Annotated in this window: 14 protein-coding genes; 8 read left to right on the forward strand and 6 right to left on the reverse strand. The window is 57.2% G+C overall.

Features of this window, described 5'->3' with window-relative positions; all coding sequences use genetic code 11:
• Positions 1 to 97 precede the first annotated feature (97 nt).
• The 3 genes from AC6I7J_RS01180 to iolB all read left to right on the forward strand — a co-directional run bounded on the left by AC6I7J_RS01180 (position 98) and on the right by iolB (position 4,234).
• Positions 98 to 1,321: an MFS transporter gene (locus AC6I7J_RS01180; protein WP_498006575.1), complete on the forward strand. Its 1,224-nt coding sequence runs from the start codon at positions 98 to 100 to the stop codon at positions 1,319 to 1,321.
• 568 nt (positions 1,322 to 1,889) lie between these two features.
• The gene (locus AC6I7J_RS01185; RefSeq protein ID WP_021507389.1) at positions 1,890 to 3,395 is read left to right on the forward strand and encodes a CoA-acylating methylmalonate-semialdehyde dehydrogenase; all 1,506 of its coding nucleotides are present in this window, start codon (positions 1,890 to 1,892) and stop codon (positions 3,393 to 3,395) included.
• A gap of 23 nt (positions 3,396 to 3,418) precedes the next feature.
• Positions 3,419 to 4,234, forward strand: coding sequence for a 5-deoxy-glucuronate isomerase (gene iolB, locus AC6I7J_RS01190; protein ID WP_058759327.1), 816 nt, complete (start codon positions 3,419 to 3,421; stop codon positions 4,232 to 4,234).
• 184 nt (positions 4,235 to 4,418) lie between these two features.
• Here the strand turns inward: iolB and AC6I7J_RS01195 are convergent, their stop codons facing one another.
• From AC6I7J_RS01195 to AC6I7J_RS01205, 3 genes are all read right to left on the reverse strand, one after another.
• Complete coding sequence (locus AC6I7J_RS01195) at positions 4,419 to 5,261, reverse strand: MurR/RpiR family transcriptional regulator (RefSeq protein WP_031279682.1); 843 nt, start codon at positions 5,259 to 5,261, stop codon at positions 4,419 to 4,421.
• A 665-nt stretch (positions 5,262 to 5,926) separates the two neighbouring features.
• The gene (locus tag AC6I7J_RS01200) at positions 5,927 to 7,840 is read right to left on the reverse strand and encodes a bifunctional 5-dehydro-2-deoxygluconokinase/5-dehydro-2-deoxyphosphogluconate aldolase (protein ID WP_021507392.1); all 1,914 of its coding nucleotides are present in this window, start codon (positions 7,838 to 7,840) and stop codon (positions 5,927 to 5,929) included.
• A 300-nt stretch (positions 7,841 to 8,140) separates the two neighbouring features.
• Complete coding sequence (locus tag AC6I7J_RS01205) at positions 8,141 to 8,326, reverse strand: hypothetical protein (protein ID WP_153002038.1); 186 nt, start codon at positions 8,324 to 8,326, stop codon at positions 8,141 to 8,143.
• A 59-nt stretch (positions 8,327 to 8,385) separates the two neighbouring features.
• Here AC6I7J_RS01205 and iolD point away from each other — a divergent pair, with 59 nt between their 5' ends.
• From iolD to iolE, 3 genes are all read left to right on the forward strand, one after another.
• Positions 8,386 to 10,320, forward strand: a complete 1,935-nt coding sequence (iolD, locus tag AC6I7J_RS01210; protein WP_498006578.1) for a 3D-(3,5/4)-trihydroxycyclohexane-1,2-dione acylhydrolase (decyclizing) — start codon at positions 8,386 to 8,388, stop codon at positions 10,318 to 10,320.
• A 64-nt stretch (positions 10,321 to 10,384) separates the two neighbouring features.
• Positions 10,385 to 11,398 carry a bifunctional inositol 2-dehydrogenase/D-chiro-inositol 1-dehydrogenase gene (gene iolG / locus AC6I7J_RS01215; protein WP_021507394.1) on the forward strand — a complete coding sequence of 338 codons (1,014 nt, stop codon included), beginning with the start codon at positions 10,385 to 10,387 and terminating at the stop codon, positions 11,396 to 11,398.
• 69 nt (positions 11,399 to 11,467) lie between these two features.
• A complete protein-coding gene (gene iolE / locus AC6I7J_RS01220; protein WP_211727642.1) occupies positions 11,468 to 12,364 on the forward strand; it encodes a myo-inosose-2 dehydratase in 897 nt (298 codons plus the stop codon).
• Between the two features lie 80 nt (positions 12,365 to 12,444).
• Here the strand turns inward: iolE and AC6I7J_RS01225 are convergent, their stop codons facing one another.
• The 3 genes from AC6I7J_RS01225 to glpD all read right to left on the reverse strand — a co-directional run bounded on the left by AC6I7J_RS01225 (position 12,445) and on the right by glpD (position 15,419).
• Positions 12,445 to 12,894, reverse strand: coding sequence for a DUF943 family protein (locus AC6I7J_RS01225; protein ID WP_125309883.1), 450 nt, complete (start codon positions 12,892 to 12,894; stop codon positions 12,445 to 12,447).
• Positions 12,894 to 13,730, reverse strand: a complete 837-nt coding sequence (locus AC6I7J_RS01230; RefSeq protein ID WP_088516548.1) for a DUF3289 family protein — start codon at positions 13,728 to 13,730, stop codon at positions 12,894 to 12,896. The genes AC6I7J_RS01225 and AC6I7J_RS01230 overlap by 1 nt, the downstream gene beginning before the upstream one ends.
• 180 nt (positions 13,731 to 13,910) lie before the next feature.
• Complete coding sequence (gene glpD, locus AC6I7J_RS01235; RefSeq protein WP_058759321.1) at positions 13,911 to 15,419, reverse strand: glycerol-3-phosphate dehydrogenase; 1,509 nt, start codon at positions 15,417 to 15,419, stop codon at positions 13,911 to 13,913.
• Between the two features lie 227 nt (positions 15,420 to 15,646).
• Between glpD and glpE the strand changes: the two genes are divergently transcribed.
• Both glpE and glpG read left to right on the forward strand, forming a co-directional pair.
• Entirely contained in the window at positions 15,647 to 15,973 is a 327-nt protein-coding gene (gene glpE, locus AC6I7J_RS01240) for a thiosulfate sulfurtransferase GlpE (protein WP_021313438.1), read from the forward strand.
• A 32-nt stretch (positions 15,974 to 16,005) separates the two neighbouring features.
• On the forward strand, positions 16,006 to 16,830 hold the full coding sequence (gene glpG, locus AC6I7J_RS01245; RefSeq protein WP_088517946.1) for a rhomboid family intramembrane serine protease GlpG: 825 nt from the start codon (positions 16,006 to 16,008) through the stop codon (positions 16,828 to 16,830).
• Positions 16,831 to 16,860: the final 30 nt, after the last annotated feature.

Below are 16,860 nucleotides of genomic sequence, written 5' to 3' on the forward strand. Positions count from 1 at the left end.
CATCAGCCCGCCGCTAATCGACGGTGCGCACGGCGAGAAAAGGCGTATAGTGAAGCTTCAGCTATAAAAATTCCGTCAAACACGAGCGCAATCACTCATGCCTGACCAGCCCGCCGCGGCCGAATACAGCCGCTTTCGTCTGAATTTACAGATTCTCTCCATCGTGAAGTTCAACTTCGCCACCTATCTGACCATTGGCCTGCCGCTGGCGGTGCTGCCGGGCTTTGTCCATGACGGCCTGGGCTACAGCGCTTTCTGGGCCGGCGTGGTGATCAGCCTGCAATATGTCGCCACGCTGCTGAGCCGTCCGCATGCCGGTCGCTATGCCGACAGCTGGGGACCCAAAAAAGTGGTGGTGCTTGGGCTGTTTGGCAGCCTGGTGAGCGGGCTGTGTATTTTGCTGTCGGCGCTGGTAGAGGAGCAGGAGGTGCTCAGCCTCGCGCTGTTGTGCCTCGGGCGCGTGCTGCTGGGCGTCGGTCAGAGTTTCTGCGGCACCGGCACCTCGCTGTGGGGCATGGCGAAAGTCGGCTCGCTGCATATTGGCCGGGTGATCTCCTGGAACGGCATTGTCACCTATGGCGCAATGGCGATTGGCGCACCGCTTGGGGTGATGATCTTTCGCAGCGGCGGCCTGCTGCTGCTCTCCAGCGTGATTATCGCCATCAGCGTGCTGGCGATAGTGCTGGCGCTGCCCCGTGCGCCGGTGAAAGGCAGCAAGGCCAAACCGCTGCCGTTCCGCGCGGTGCTCGGTAAGGTGTACGGTTTTGGCCTGCTGCTGGCGATGGGCTCGGCGGGCTTTGGCGTGATCGCCACCTTTATCACCCTGTTTTATCAGGAGCAGGGCTGGGACGGTGCCGCCTTCGCGCTGACGCTGTTCAGCGCTGCGTTCGTCGGCATGCGCCTGCTGTTTCCCAATGCCATTAATAAGCTCGGCGGACTGCGCGTCGCCAGCCTGTGTTTTGCCGTCGAGGCGATTGGCCTGCTGCTGGTGGCGGGCGCGTTCGAACCGTGGATGGCGAAGTTCGGCGCTTTTCTCACCGGCGCCGGTTTCTCGCTGGTATTCCCGGCGATTGGCGTGGTCGCAGTCAAAGTGGTGCCGCAGCAGAACCAGGGCAGCGCGCTGGCCACATATACCGCTTTTATGGATCTGTCGCTCGGCATCACCGGTCCGATCGCGGGCTTTATCATGAGCTTCGCCGGCGTACAGCTGGTCTACCTGCTGACTGCGCTGCTGGTGGGATTTGCGCTGCTTTGTACCCTGCGGATGATCAAGCGTCAGGCTGGGATGCCAGCCGGGGACGCTGCGTCCAGGTCGCCATAAATGGCGCCCCTACAGCATGACAGAGCGCGCATTGATGCGCACCAGGCAATCCGCTGCGGCAATCACACATCGGATGGGGGAAACAGCTGAAAAAAAGGCCTCCGACCGAGGCCAACACTAACAAAAGCGTGTCGCTAAGACACAGATAAGGGTTCGTTTCACATCGTATTGCCTGCAGATGCTGCAAAGAAAACATTTATTTCGTTTTAATTGAATTATGAAATAACGGATATTGGATCTGCCTCGCAAGAATTTCATATTTCGTTTCATCCAGCCACGCACCGGCGCTGACCCTCTCGCTGACGGATCGTCCTGATAATCTCCCTGCTGCTGATTACGGGTGCAGGCCGCATCGGCATTGTCATCAGGCCCGCACTTTGCGCCAGTCCGCTAACGCTGGCGGAAAAATGCGATCCAGGCCGCTAAAAGTTAATTTTCCAAAAAGAACTATTTGAAAAATTTATTTCACTGTAATAGCTTCATAGCACGCTTTCCGTATTGCCTGATCGGGCGCGACCCAGACTGACCCGCGGCCTGCAGGGACCTTACACATCAAAGAGGCAACGACATGACTATCGTAGGAAACTTTATCGGCGGCAAAATCACGCACAGCGCCAGCAACGAAACCATTCCGGTCTACGATCCGGCGACCGGCAAAGTGATCCGCGAACTGACGCAAAGCACGGCGGCAGAAGTGGCGCAGGCCATTGAGGTCGCGCATGCGGCGTTTCCGGAATGGTCAAAAACGGCGCCGCTGCGTCGTGCCCGCGTCATGTTCAACTTCAAAGCGCTGATGGAAAAACATCGCGATGAACTGGCGGCGCTGATTGTTTCTGAGCACGGTAAAGTCTGGTCCGATGCGCTGGGTGAGCTGACGCGCGGCATCGAAGTGATCGAATTTGCCTGCGGCATTCCGCACCTGATCAAAGGGGAAAACTCACCGAACGTCGGTTCTGGCGTCGACAGCTATTCACTGATGCAGCCGGTGGGTGTGGTCGCGGGCATTACGCCGTTCAACTTCCCGGCGATGGTGCCGCTGTGGATGTTCCCCATCGCGCTGGCGTGCGGTAATACCTTTGTGCTGAAGCCGCCGGCGCTCGATCCTTCTGCCTCGGTACGCATGGCTGAACTGCTGAAAGAAGCGGGGCTGCCGGATGGCGTGTTCAACGTGGTGCACTCCTCAAACGAAGACGCCGAGCAGCTGTATAAAGATCCGCGCATCGCGGCGGTCAGCTTCGTCGGCTCGTCCGGCGTGGCCGAGCACATCTACAAAACCGCCAGCGCGCATGGCAAACGCGTGCAGGCCTTCGGCGCCGCGAAAAACCACGCCATTGTGATGCCGGATGCCGATCTGGATGCCACCGTGAACGCCATCATGGGTGGTGCTTTCGGTTCTGCCGGGGAACGCTGCATGGCGCTGCCGGTGGTGGTGGCGGTTGGCGACGATACAGCTGATAAACTGATTTCGCGCCTGACGCCGCTGATCAAAGCGCTGCGCGTGGGGCCGGGCATGCAGCAGGGTGCCGAAGAGAATGAAATGGGGCCGGTGGTATCCGCTGCGCACCAGAAGAAAGTGCTGGGCTACATCGACAAAGGTGAGCAGGAAGGCGCGACGCTGGTGGTTGACGGACGCGGCGTGAAAGTCGCGGGCCACGAAGAAGGCTACTACGTTGGCGGTACGCTGTTCGATAACGTCACGCCGGAGATGGTGATTTGGCGCGAAGAGATTTTCGGACCGGTGCTGAGCATCATGCGCGCCAGCGACTTCGACAGCGCGCTGCAGCTGGTAAATAGCCACGAATTTGGTAACGGCAGCGCCATCTTCACCAGCAACGGCCACACCGCCCGTGAATTTGTGCACAACGTGGAAGCGGGCATGGTGGGTGTCAATGTGCCGGTGCCCGTGCCGATGGCGTTCCACAGCTTTGGCGGCTGGAAGCGTTCGGTGTTTGGTGCGCTCAACGTGCACGGTCCGGACGGGGTGCGTTTCTACACCCGCATGAAAACGGCAACCGTGCGCTGGCCAAGCGGTCAGCAGACCGTTTCTGAATTCAGCATGCCAACGCTGGGTTAATGTCGCGCAACAGGAGAAACAGGATGTCACTGATTTCAAAAGTGCAGCAGCCGGACAGCCACGGGCGTATCCAGCACGTGACGCCTGAGAGCGCCGGCTGGGAATACGTGGGCTTTGACGCTTATCTGCTGAAAAAGGGCCAGACGCTGCGGTTAAGCAGCGGCGAGCGAGAGTTGTGCCTGGTGCTGGTGGCCGGTCTGGCGTCGGTGAAAACCCGCGACGCAGAATTCCCTGGCATCGGTAAGCGCCTGTCGCCGTTTGAGCGCACGCCGCCTTACTCGGTTTACGTGCCGCATCATGATGAGGTTGAAGTCACTGCCGACAGCGATCTGGAACTGGCGGTATGCAGTGCACCGGGCAGTGGCAATCTGCCAGCGCGGCTGATTGCACCGCAGGATGTTGGCGTGGAGCACCGTGGCAAAGGGCGCAACCAGCGCCTGGTGCATAACATTCTGCCGGATAATCAACCGGCCGACAGCCTGCTGGTGGTCGAGGTGTATACCGACGAGGGCGCGACCAGTTCGTACCCCAGCCACAAGCACGATGAGAAGGACAGCCCGGACGAAACCTATCTGGAAGAGACCTATTATCACCGTTTCGATCCCGAGCCCGGTTTCGCCATGCAGCGCGTCTACACCGACGACCGTTCGCTCGACGAGTGTATGGCCCCGTATAACCGCGATGTGGTGACGGTGCCGCGCGGGTATCATCCGGTGGCGACGCTGGCCGGTTACGATAACTATTATCTGAACGTGATGGCCGGGCCGGTACGGCTGTGGAAATTTACCTGGGAGAAGGATCACGCCTGGGTGAACAGCGAGCAGTATCCGCGCCGTTAATCGGGTCTCCGCGTGGTCGCCGGAAATGTGCACCAGGTTAAACGGCGTACGCAAGCATATAAACGTGCACAGCCGTAGGGTGAGCATTGATGCGCACCAGGTTAAACGGCACACGCAATCACTGATGCGCACAGATAAAAAAGGCAGCCAGATGGCTGCCTTTGTTCCATTCGGTACCCGGGGTTTATTCGCTGCTGCTGTTATTCAGCGCCAGCGACACCGCCAGGGTTTGCGCCAGGCACAGCGAGGCCACCTGCGAGCGGAAGCCATCTACCTGCGCTTCGCGCACCACAAAACAGACATCGCTGAACGCCGCCAGCGGACTCACCTGGCTGTCGGTGATGGCGATCTGGTGCGCGCCACGTTTAGCACCCAGCTCCACCAGTTCCACCGCTTCGCGCGCATACGGCGAGTAGCTGATGGCGATGACCACGTCTTTCGGATTCACCATGCTGAGCTGTTCAGTGAACATGCCGCCCAGGCCATCAATCAGAAAAGCGCGACGCTCCAGATGGCGCAGCGCATACACCAGATACGAGGCCACGCTGAACGAGCGGCGCAGACCGATGATGTAGATGTTCTCCGCCTCGTTGAGCATTTTCACCGCTTTGTTCAGCTGGTCGGGATTCACCTGCATCGCCAGCTGCTGCAGCGCCTGGCTGTTGACCATGGTAAAGACGTTGAGGATCTCCACCGGGCTCTCCGGTGAGCTGGCGCTGTCGTCGGTGGCCGTCTGGCGGAACAGGCGCGCCCGTTCGGTATAGTTCACGGTCTCTTCCATCAGGTGCTGACGAAAGACCTGTTTCATTTCGTTGAAGCCGCTAAAGCCGAACGCGTTGGCGAAGCGGATCAGCGTGGAGGGCGGAACATCCGCCTGCTGGGCGATAGAAGCGACGGTATCAAACGCGATGCTGTTGCTGTTATCAAGGATATAACGAGCCACCTGCTTCAGGCGTTTACTCAGCGTCTCGTAGCGACGACGGATATCGTCCTGTAACAAGGTTAATTGCGTTGGGTTATTGGTCATTACTTCGGCCCGTCAGAAAAGGAAATATGGCTGGATAATGAGCGCTATAGTACCAGATGGATGGAAAATTTCATTTGTTTGACGCTATCGTGAAGGCTATTTCATCGGTTTATGAATTGCCTCACAAAACTCAGGGGGTTGAGGGCTTGCCCTCACCCTAACCCTCTCCCGCAGGCGGGAGAGGGAACAGTCCGGAGCGGTCTGATCGGTCTGACAGGCCTGGCACAATGCTTAACGACCTGCCTGAACGGCTCCCTCACCCTAACCCTCTCCCGCAGGCGGGAGAGGGAACAGTCCGGAGCGGTCTGATCGGTCTGACAGGCCTGGCACAATGCTTAACGACCTGCCTGAACGGCTCCCTCACCCTAACCCTCTCCCGCAGGCGGGAGAGGGAACAGTCCGGAGCGGTCTGATCGGTCTGACAGGCCTGGTACAATGCTTAACGACCTGCCTGAACGGCTCCCTCTCCTTAACCCTTTCCCGCAGGCGGGAGAGGGAATAGTCCGGAGCGGTCTGATCGGTCTGACAGGCCTGGCACAATGCTTAACGACCTGCCTGAACGGCTCCCTCTCCCGGTGGGAGAGGGCTGGGGTGAGGGCATCCGCGCGCAACACACTAAAAAGCGGCCCGTCAGGCCGCTTCTCGGTACATCCTCTTCAAATCCGTCAGCCGCGCGCGGCGCGCCAGTAGCCAATCAGGCGCAGATAATTGCCTTTCACGGTCTCAATCAGCGCCTTATCATCCAGCTCACCGTTCAGCCACTGGCGTGACGGCTGGCCAAAAATGGTGCGACCGACGGCAAAACCTTTCACCCACGTCGCCTGAGCAGCGGCGGCGAAGCCAGCTTTCAGCTTCTCTTCCGGCGCATCAAGGCCGAGTAACAGAATGCCGCGACAGTGCGGATCCTGCTGCTCAATCAGCTCGCCGATCGCCTGCCAGCTCTCCGCCGTCAGCGGTGGTAGCTTCCACCAGTCCGGCTGCACGCCCAGGCTATAGAAGTGGCTCAGCATGTCGTAATAGTAGGACTCGTTACGGTCCGGGTTGCTCTCCGGCAGAATCACTTCCAGCAGCAACTCGTGCCCGCTTTTGTTACAGCTGCGCCACACGTCAAGAACCAGTTCGTCCTGCTCTTTACGCAGTTCAGCACTGTCATGGGGATGATAAAACACCAGGCACTTGACGACGTGTTCGGCCGGCCAGTCCACCAGCTGAGAGCCAATATTGCCGTGCTCAAGACGCAGCGGGCGTGAGCTCGGCAGCTCGATGGGCCGCCCAATCCACCAGTGCTTGCCGGTGATGGCGTTGAGCGCTTTCTGGCCATACGTGGTATCCGCCAGGATACCACTCTTCTCATTGAGACCGGCTTCGTTAGCCGCCTCCTGTGCCGCCTGCAACAGCAGCAGTTTCAGCTGCGGAATGCGCTCCTCGCTGACGCCCGCTTCGCGCGCCATATCGGCCAGCTGTTTACGGTGGTCAAAGGCGAACACATTCAGCTCCGGCCACTGCTGCTTACGCGTGGTAACGCGATGCAGATGATTGAGGCGCGCGTCCAGATCCGGACGTTTCACCGCGTTATCGCGGCTGAGGAAATCGTCCAGCTCCTCTTTCGTTGGCATCGCCGGTGCACAGCCGTGACGGGATACCACCAGCGCGCCACAGGCATTGGCGTAGCGGCACGCCTGTTCCCAGCTCTCATCGTTGAGCCAGCCGCGCAGCAGGCCCGACATAAACGCATCGCCGGCGCCCAGCACGTTGAGCACCTCAACGCGCACGCCGCTGTGCAGGCGCGTCTGTTCCCAGCTATCGGGAATCTCGCCCTCAAACACCACACAACCCAGCGGCCCACGTTTGCAGACCAGCGTGGCGCTGCTGGCCTTACGCACATTTTTCAGTGCGGTCAGCGTATCGGTACTGCCACCGGCGATATGGAATTCTTCTTCCGTTCCGACGATCAGATCGAAATAGTGCACCACTTCCTGCAGCTGCTGCGTCACCTGGCCGGATTCAATGAAACGTGTTTCACCGTCACCCAGTGAGGTCAGACCCCATAGCACCGGGCGATAATCGATATCCAGCGCGGTGCGCAGACCGTTGCGCCGGGCAATATCCAGCGCTTTCAGCACCGCCGCCCGCGTGTCCGGATGCGACAGGTGGGTGCCGGTTACCGCCACGGCGCGGGACGAGGTAATGAACTCTTCGCGAATGTCCTCGGGAACCAGCCCCATATCCGCACAGTTGTCGCGATAAAAAATCAGCGGAAAGGTCTCTTCGTCTTTGATGCCGAGGATCACCAGCCCGGTCAGGCGCTGCTTATCGGTGATCAGCCCGTCAGTATTGCAGCCCACGCGCTGCAGCTCTTCACGCAGGAAGCGGCCATTGTGTTCGTCACCGACGCGCGCCAGCATCGCCGACTTCAGCCCCTGAATCGCGGTGCCATAGGCTACGTTGCCGGAAGAGCCGCCGAGGTATTTGTTAAAGCTGGTCATATCTTCCAGGCGCGAGCCAATTTGCTGGCCGTAAAGATCAACGGCGATGCGTCCAATACAAATCACATCAAGCCGCTTCTGTTGTGTACTCATACTGATGGTTTCCTTCTGTGATAAGCAGACACGGCGGGCGCTGCCGCCCACTATCAAGCGCAATGCTTCCGGGGTCTCGGGGTGCCTGACTGGCTATGTGGGCAGTATGAGGAATAAAAATTCCAAACACAATATGAAATGAAACATCCGTCGCGATTTTGTGAGCCAGGTAAAACTCTGGTGCCGCTACCTTTCCCGCCCTTTACGGCTTGCCCGTTTCGCGGGTGCTCTGGCTTGTGAGCCAGCTCGCAGGAAATGATGACGGATGAGAGGAAGCTGCTGACGTGAAATGAAATTTCGTTATGATGGCTGAGGTACAGCAGGCTGTTTCACTTTGCTGTCATCGCGTCCCATCGCCAGCCACGTTTCAGCGCCGAATTTGATCTTCATCGCAAAATGAAATGTTTCTTCTGTAATCATGTTTAATGGAAAAAACATTTGTTTATAATCGCCACACGTTTCACTTAGCGTCGGGCGCGTTTTCACCGCCGACCCGAACCGCGTCGTACCCCCTGAGCGGGTACCACATGTAAAGGAAGAAGCATATGGGCACTATCAGACTGACTACCGCACAGGCGCTGGTGAAATTTCTGGATAACCAGTACCTGAACGTTGACGGCGTTGAAACCAAATTCGTGCACGGCATCTTTGCTATTTTCGGCCACGGCAATGTGCTCGGCCTCGGCCAGGCACTGGAGCAGGACAGTGGCGATTTACAGGTGTATCAGGGCCGTAACGAGCAGGGTATGGCGCACGCTGCCATCGGTTTTGCCCGGCAGTCGCTGCGCCGTCAAATCATTGCCTGTACCTCTTCCGTCGGACCGGGTGCCGCCAACATGATTACCGCGGCAGCCACGGCAACAGCCAATCGGATTCCACTGCTGCTGCTGCCGGGTGATGTGTTCGCCACGCGCCAGCCGGACCCGGTGCTGCAGCAAATCGAGCAGAGTCACGATCTCAGCATCAGCACCAACGATGCCTTCCGCGCAGTGAGTAAATACTGGGACCGCGTGAGCCGTCCGGAACAGCTGATGACCGCCTGTATCAATGCGCTGCGCGTGCTGACCGATCCGGCGGAAACCGGGGCGGTAACGCTGGCGCTGCCGCAGGATGTGCAGGGCGAAGCCTGGGATTTCCCGGAATACTTCTTCCAGAAACGCGTGCACTTGCTTGACCGGCGTCTGCCGACGGCGGCCCAGCTGGACGCGGCGCTGGCATTGATTGCGCGTAAGCACAAGCCGCTGATTGTAGTGGGTGGCGGCGTGAAATACTCCGATGCCGGTCAGGCGCTGCTGAGCTTTGCCGAGCGTTTCAATATTCCGTTTGCCGAAACGCAGGCCGGCAAAGGCACCATCGTTTCCGACCATCCGCTGAACGTGGGCGGCGTGGGTGAAACCGGCTGTCTGGCGGCGAACCTGCTGGCCAAAGAGGCCGATCTGGTGATCGGTATTGGTACGCGCTATACCGATTTCACCACGGCTTCAAAATGGATTTTCCAGCATCCGGAAATCAGCTACCTCAACATTAACGTCAACAACTTCGACAGCTACAAGCTGGATGGCGTGCAGCTGCTGGCGGATGCACGCGAAGGATTAACCGCGCTGGAAGCCGGACTGAACGGCTTTGAGAATCACTGGGGTGGCCAGGTTGAACAGGCGCAGAGCAAGCTGCTGAAAGAGACGCAGCGCGTGTACGCCGCCACTTTCAACACCGACGACTTTATTCCGGAAATCGCTGACCACATCGATCGCACCGCGCTGTTCGCCGAGTTTGAGCGTTTGACAAAGTCGGTGCTGACGCAGAGCAGCGTGCTGGGCACCTTAAACGAACAACTGCCAAAGGATGCGGTGATTGTCGCCGCCGCCGGCAGTCTGCCGGGTGACCTGCAGCGCGTATGGCGCACCAAAGATTACAACGCGTATCACGTTGAGTACGGCTACTCGTGCATGGGTTACGAAGTGAATGCCGCGCTGGGCGTGAAGCTGGCACAGCCGCAGCGCGAAGTCTACGCCATGGTGGGTGACGGCTCGTTCATGATGCTGCACTCCGAGCTGGTCACCTCGATTCAGGAAGGGGCGAAAATCAACGTCATCCTGCTGGATAACATGACCAATGGCTGCATCAACAACCTGCAGATGGAACACGGCATGGACAGTTTCAACACCGAGTTTCGCTTCCGTAATCCGCAGGGCGGCAAGCTGGATGGCGGCTTCGTGCCGGTTGATTTCGCGGCGATAGCCGCCGGCTACGGCTGTAAAACCTACCGTGTCACCACGCTGGAGCAGCTGAAAGCGGCGCTGGAAGATGCGCAGCAGCAGACGGTTTCGACCCTGATTGACATCAAAGTGCTGCCGAAAACCATGGTGCACAAATACTTCAGCTGGTGGCACGTCGGCGTGGCGCAGGCTTCCACCTCAGAGCGGACGCAGCAGGTGGCCGACAAGCTCAATCAGCATATTCAACAGGCGCGTAAGTACTAACCCTTTTCAGGCCGGCGCTGCCCGGCCCGTTTTACCCTACTTATCCGACTCTACAGGTGTAATTATGACGCTCAAACTCGGTGTAATCGGTACCGGCGCAATTGGTCAGGAACATATTCGTCGCTGCAACAACGTGCTGCAGGGCGCAAAAGTGGTGGCGGTTTCAGACATCAATGTGGAAGGTGCGCGCGCGGCGCTGCAGCGGCTGAATATCCAGGCCGAAGTGTATCAGGATGGTCATCAGGTAATTAACTCGCCGGAAGTGGATGCCGTGCTGGTGACCTCGTGGGACCCGACGCATGAAGAGTTCACGCTGGCCGCGATTGCCGCCGGGAAACCGGTGTTCTGCGAGAAGCCGCTGGCGCTAAGCGCGGAGGGCTGCCGTCGCATTGTCGACGCCGAGATCGCGCACGGCAAACGTCTGGTGCAGGTAGGCTTTATGCGCCCGTATGATGCCGGCTATCGCGCGCTGAAAAAGGTGATCACCGACGGTGACATCGGCGAGCCGCTGATGCTGCACTGCGCGCACCGTAATCAGAGCGTCGGCGAGAATTACACCACCGATATGGCCATCACCAACACCCTGATTCACGAGCTGGATGTCCTGCGCTGGCTGACCGAGGATGATTACAAAAGCGTGCAGGTGGTGTTCCCGCGCACGACCTCAAAGTCACACGCGAAGCTGAAAGATCCGCAGATCGTACTGTTTGAAACGCAGAAGGGCATCCGCATCGATGTGGAGATCTTTGTGAACTGCGCGTACGGCTATGACATTCAGTGTGAAGTGGTGGGCGAAGAGGGCATCGCCAGACTGCCGGAGCCATCGGCCATTCAGATGCGCAAAGATGCCCGCCTTGGCAACGCGCTGCTGACCGACTGGAAAGATCGCTTTATCGACGCCTACGACGTTGAGCTGCAGGCGTTTATCAATGATGTGAAAGCGGGCCAGCTGAGCGGGCCTTCTGCCTGGGATGGCTTTGCCGCCTCGGTGGCTGCCGATGCCTGCCTGAAGGCGCAAACCAGCGGCGCGATTGAGCCCGTTGCCATGCCGCCGCGTCCGGCGTTTTACCAGAAATAATCAGGCGCGTGCGCTAAACCTATCCACGGCAGCGGATTACCGCTGCCTCTCTGTGTCAGGGAGCTGAAAATGAACCAAGAGAACGTCAAACTGGCGATTGCGCCGATTGGCTGGACCAACGACGACATGCCGGAACTCGGCAGCGAAAATACTTTCCAGCAAACGGTCAGCGAGATGGCGCTGGCGGGTTTCACCGGTAGCGAAGTGGGCAGCAAGTATCCGCGCGATCCGGCGGTGCTGAAGCCGATGCTGGATATCCGCGGTATGCAGATTTGTAACGCCTGGTTTAGTACCTTTTTTGCCAACGGTGACAAAGCGAAAACCATCGATCAGTTCATCAACCACATGAACTTCCTGCATGCCATGGGCGCGCGCGTGATTGGCTGCTCGGAACAGAGCAAAAGCATTCAGGGCACGTCGCTGCCGGTGCTGGAGCAGAAGCCGGTTTTCACTGACGAAGAGTGGCGCCTGACGGCAGAAGGTTACAACGAACTGGCGGCGATTGCGGCGCAGAAAGGGATGCGCGTAACGCTGCATCATCACATGGGCACCGGCATTCAGACGCCAGCCGAGATCGACCGTTTTATGGCAATGACCCACGATAACGTCGGTCTGCTGTACGACACCGGCCACATTTACTACTCCGAAGGATCACAGCAGGTGATGCTGGATGTGCTGACCCAACATCTGCCGCGTATTTTCCACGTGCATCTGAAGGATGTGCGTGACAGCGTGGTGGCAGAGGTGCGCGCAAACTCGCTGTCGTTCCTCGACGGAGTGAAGAAAGGCACCTTCACCGTACCAGGCGATGGCGTGATCGATTTCAAACCGGTATTCAAAATCCTCGATGATTACGGCTATAAAGGCTGGATGGTCGTCGAAGCGGAACAGGATCCGGCCATCGCTAACCCATTCGAATATGCAGTGAAAGCCCGTAAATATATTCGTGACAATGCCGGGCTGTAAGATTGACGGTCAGTTAGCGCAATGAATTGCGCCGCTACGGTATGTATGCGTATTGCTAGCGGCGTAATTGGTTTTTTATATTAATGTTGCTCTTTTTTAATCACCTTGCCATCTGGCGTTTCGATGTAGACACCTTGCTGAAATCTATAGAGGAAATTTCTCTCACGCGTCACGGATACTGACATTAATAGTAATTTGTCAATGCAATTTCGGGGCGGTGCCATGTCCTCAAAGCATAAGCGATCTTTTTTTTCCAGCTCCTGATAGCCTTTGCCAAATCTGAAAAAAGATACACTATTAAAGTTACCATTATCTATTGCGGGGATCTGATACTCAGCCAGGATAGTTCGCCTGTTACTTTGCCACCATGCAATCGCTTTCTGTTGAGAGTGAGGAAGATCATTGACAAGAATATCAGTAATTCCATCAGAATGATGCACCGCTATAACATGGACAGGTGGTGAAGAGATGGGATAAAAAAAGAGTAAACTACCGCCGATAAATATAATTATTAGAATTAATATTTTCATCAGGCGCCTCCTTCAATATCTATTATTGCTTCCATGTCTGTCAGGAACGGACGAAAACCAAATTTATCGCTACGCTGCAGAATAAACCAGATCTTAAAGAATTGAAACTGGCGAAATTTTGCCTTGTGAATATCAGCAATGTCGAGGCCAAAATGATCCTGTCCATGGTAGCGAAGTCTCGCCTTCCAGCGATTTCCCGCTAATGTAAGATGCATTATATCTATCTTTGTTGCATGCACGTCATGCACCGTTATGCCCAGCCCATTGATTCTGTCTGTGAGAGAGTCGAATTTGGGGAGAATCGTCCGGCCAATTTCTTTTTTCAGGAAAGAGACGCTCGTTGAAGGCAAACATCCATTTTTGTAGTCGAGATTAGCATTCAGAAAGTCCGTAATGATCAGGCGAGTGCTGTTATCACTCTTGTCGTTGAGAATTCTGTCTTTATATGCCATATCCAGCGACAAATCCCGAAACGGCAGGCCGCTGGAGCGCATAAAATGCTCCAGCATCTTATTTATCAGGAAACGTTGCGGGCCAACAAGCGCGAAAGGTAATGACGTGGTTTGCATCTCAGCAAACAGCAGCCTGGCGCACTCCAGCGGTGAAAGCTTTTCGCCAGGTTTCTCATAAGCACCAGCAAAGCGCGACTGGGGATTATGGAAGGGATGCAGCCGCGTCATGTTCCATGGGTCGACCACATTGGAAATGTGGGTGAGGCCGAATTCGTTTTTCATCCGGCGTTCACAGATATCGCCGTAGCGCATATCGTCAGCGCCATAGTCATTAAACATGCGCTGTGTGGTGAAGATATTGAGCGGAAAAGTTGCTAAAGCCATGCGTGATACTCCCTGTCACTGACGAGTCCGTTAATCCGGTCGCGGATTATTTAGTCAGTAAGTGGAGCGGTGAGAATTGATCTGGTGCAGTGCCTTGTGTGAATAACCTCTCGCCGACACAAAAAGAGAAAAAACAAAAACCCCGCGCGGTGGCGGGGTTGAGGACAATGCTTAAGGCGATTACGAAGCCAGCGACAGCGCCGGTTTCTGGCCGTTTTCCGCCAGCCAGTCGCGGATGCGCGCCTGTTCGGCTTCGCTCAGCCACATACCCTGCTTGGTACGGCGCCAGATGGCGTCGTCCAGCTCGCGCACCCACTCGTGTTTCACCAGGTAACGCAGTTCGGCTTCATAGAATTCGTGGCCAAAGTTTTCACCCAGATCTTCACGGCTCTTCGCGCCTTCCAGCAGCACTTCAGTACGGCTGCCGTAGGTGCGGGCAAAGTGACGCGCCATGCCTTCGCTGATGAACGGATAGCGACGGCGCAGGCTGGCAGCGTAATCTTCACGCGTACCGGAGAAATCACCGCCTGGCAGCACGGCGTTTTTGGTCCACGCCGGACCGGCATCGGGGTAGTATTTCGCCAGTTTCTCCAGCGCATGCTCCGCCAGCTTGCGATAGGTGGTCAGCTTGCCGCCGAACACGGACAGCAGCGGTGCCTGACCGTTGTCATCGTGCACGTCCAGCGTGTAATCACGGGTGATCGCCTGCGGTGAATCGGATTCATCATCGCACAGCGGACGCACGCCGGAGTAGGTCCAGACGATATCGTCGCTGGTCAGCTGCTTTTTAAAGTGCGCGTTATACACCTTCAGCAGGTAGCTGATTTCATTGTCATCGATTTTGACATTTTTCGGATCGCCTTTGTATTCGACGTCGGTGGTACCGATGATTGAAAACTCATCCATCCACGGAATCACAAACACGATGCGGTTATCTTCGTTCTGCAGAATGTAAGCCTGCTTTTCGGTGTGCACGCGCGGCACCACAATATGGCTGCCTTTGATCAGGCGAATACCGTACGGCGATTTCAGCTTCAGGCCATCGTCAAAGAACTGCTTCACCCAGGGGCCGGCGGCGTTAACCAACCCTTTGGCGCGCCAGGTGTAGGTTTTGCCGGTATCGACGTCTTCCGCTTCCACCATCCACAGGCCGGCTTCACGCCAGGCGCGGGTTACGCGGGTGCGGGTGCGCACTTCGCCGCCCTGTTTCACCACTTCCTGCGCGTTAAGCACCACCATGCGCGCATCGTCCACCCAGCAGTCGGAATATTCGAAACCGCGCGTAATTTCAGGCTTCAGGGCCGATTCCGCGCCAAAACGCAGACCTTTACTGCCTGGCAGCGTAGTGCGCTTACCGAGGCGATCGTACATAAACAGGCCCATGCGGATCATCCACGCCGGACGCAGATGCGGGCGGTGTGGCAGACGGAAACGCATCGGGAAGGCGATGTGCGGCGCCATTTTCAGCAGCACTTCACGTTCGGCCAGCGCTTCGCCCACCAGACGGAATTCGTAATGTTCCAGATAGCGCAGGCCACCGTGAATCAGCTTGGAACTGGCAGAGGAGGTTGCACAGGCCAAATCCCGCGCCTCCAGCATCAGCACTGACAGGCCGCGTCCTGCAGCGTCCACTGCAATGCCGGCACCGTTGATGCCGCCGCCGATCACGATCAGGTCTTTGGTTTCCACGTCATCTCCTCCGATGTTCGGAATAGTTCTAAAATGTTCGTTTTCGAGCGTAATAATAATCGGAAACCAACATTGACGCCAGCGCTTAACTCAATAAAAACATTCTTGCGTGATATAGCTAACATTTCGGCAGGAAAAAAATCACATATCCACAGGATTTGTCAGGTTATAGCGGCGGCTTATCAGGGTAAACTAACGCCAATTGATGACGAGGTAATGAGAGACCCATGGAAACCTTCGAGTGTATTAACGTCCTGCAGGCTAACGAGCATCTGGCACAGGGAGCGCAACTGGTAGACATCCGCGATCCGCAAAGCTTCGCCATGGGCCATGCCACCGGTGCGCAACATCTGACCAATGACAATCTGGCGACGTTCATTGCCGGCGCCCGGCACGACCAGCCGGTGCTGGTGATGTGCTATCACGGTAACAGCAGTAAAGGCGCGGCGCAGTTCCTGTTAAGCCAGGGCTTTAGCGACGTCTACAGCATCGACGGCGGTTTTGATGCCTGGCGCGCGGCGTTTCCGACGCAGGTCGCCACCGGCAGCCTCTGATTGACCGATTAAAGGAAGGAGAGCACCGCACGATGCGCATCACCCAGTTTAACCAGCCGCGCATGGCGCAGGCGTTTGTGGATTACATGGCGACGCGTGGCGTCACGCTGCGCATTGAGCGCGAAAGTCACTGTGTCATTGTGCTGGATGACGACAGCAAGCTGGAGATGGTCGAAAACGAACTCGCGCAGTTCGTGCGCGATCCCAACCATCCACGCTATCAGGCGGCGAGCTGGCACAGCGGTACCACCGACAGCGGTCTGCGTTATGAGCGTGGTAATATCTGGGCAAACATTCGCGAACGCGCGGGTCCGCTCACGCTGACCATCATGATCGCCTGCGTGGCGGTGTTTATCCTGATGCAGATTGTCGGCGACGATGTGGTACTCAGCTGGCTGGCCTGGCCGGCGGATTCCTCCCAGTATTTTCAGGTGTGGCGCTGGTTCAGCCACGCGCTGCTGCACTTCTCGCTGCTGCACATTCTGTTCAACCTGATGTGGTGGTGGTATCTCGGCGGTGCGGTAGAGAAGCGCCTCGGCAGCGGCAAACTGTTCGTTATCATGCTGATTTCAGCGCTGCTGAGCGGCTGGATGCAGGCGAAGTTCAGCGGCGTGCTGTTTGGCGGGCTGTCCGGCGTGGTCTATGCGCTGATGGGCTACTGCTGGCTGCGCGGCGAGCGCGATCCCGAAAGTGGCATTTATCTCGAGCGCGGCCTGATTGGCTTCGCTATTGTATGGCTGGTGATTGGCTGGTACGGCGCCTTTGGCCTGTCGATCGCGAACGCTGCGCACGTCACCGGTTTGCTGGTGGGGCTGGCAATGGCGTTCGTTGATACGCGCAAACGCGCACGTCGCTAGCAGCAGGATAAAAAGAACACGGCCTTGAGC

Source organism: Type-C symbiont of Plautia stali, from assembly GCF_059730935.1.

What these genes read in the sequence shown, in the direction of transcription:
- AC6I7J_RS01230 (WP_088516548.1), bottom strand. Translation starts at nt 13,730, where the DNA reads ATGGCTTTAGCAACTTTTCCGCTCAATATCTTCACCACACAGCGCATG.
- iolE (WP_211727642.1), top strand. Translation starts at nt 11,468, where the DNA reads ATGAACCAAGAGAACGTCAAACTGGCGATTGCGCCGATTGGCTGGACC.
- AC6I7J_RS01195 (WP_031279682.1), bottom strand. Translation starts at nt 5,261, where the DNA reads ATGACCAATAACCCAACGCAATTAACCTTGTTACAGGACGATATCCGT.
- AC6I7J_RS01180 (WP_498006575.1), top strand. Translation starts at nt 98, where the DNA reads ATGCCTGACCAGCCCGCCGCGGCCGAATACAGCCGCTTTCGTCTGAAT.
- iolD (WP_498006578.1), top strand. Translation starts at nt 8,386, where the DNA reads ATGGGCACTATCAGACTGACTACCGCACAGGCGCTGGTGAAATTTCTG.
- AC6I7J_RS01200 (WP_021507392.1), bottom strand. Translation starts at nt 7,840, where the DNA reads ATGAGTACACAACAGAAGCGGCTTGATGTGATTTGTATTGGACGCATC.
- glpE (WP_021313438.1), top strand. Translation starts at nt 15,647, where the DNA reads ATGGAAACCTTCGAGTGTATTAACGTCCTGCAGGCTAACGAGCATCTG.
- AC6I7J_RS01185 (WP_021507389.1), top strand. Translation starts at nt 1,890, where the DNA reads ATGACTATCGTAGGAAACTTTATCGGCGGCAAAATCACGCACAGCGCC.
- iolB (WP_058759327.1), top strand. Translation starts at nt 3,419, where the DNA reads ATGTCACTGATTTCAAAAGTGCAGCAGCCGGACAGCCACGGGCGTATC.
- iolG (WP_021507394.1), top strand. Translation starts at nt 10,385, where the DNA reads ATGACGCTCAAACTCGGTGTAATCGGTACCGGCGCAATTGGTCAGGAA.
- glpG (WP_088517946.1), top strand. Translation starts at nt 16,006, where the DNA reads ATGCGCATCACCCAGTTTAACCAGCCGCGCATGGCGCAGGCGTTTGTG.
- AC6I7J_RS01225 (WP_125309883.1), bottom strand. Translation starts at nt 12,894, where the DNA reads ATGAAAATATTAATTCTAATAATTATATTTATCGGCGGTAGTTTACTC.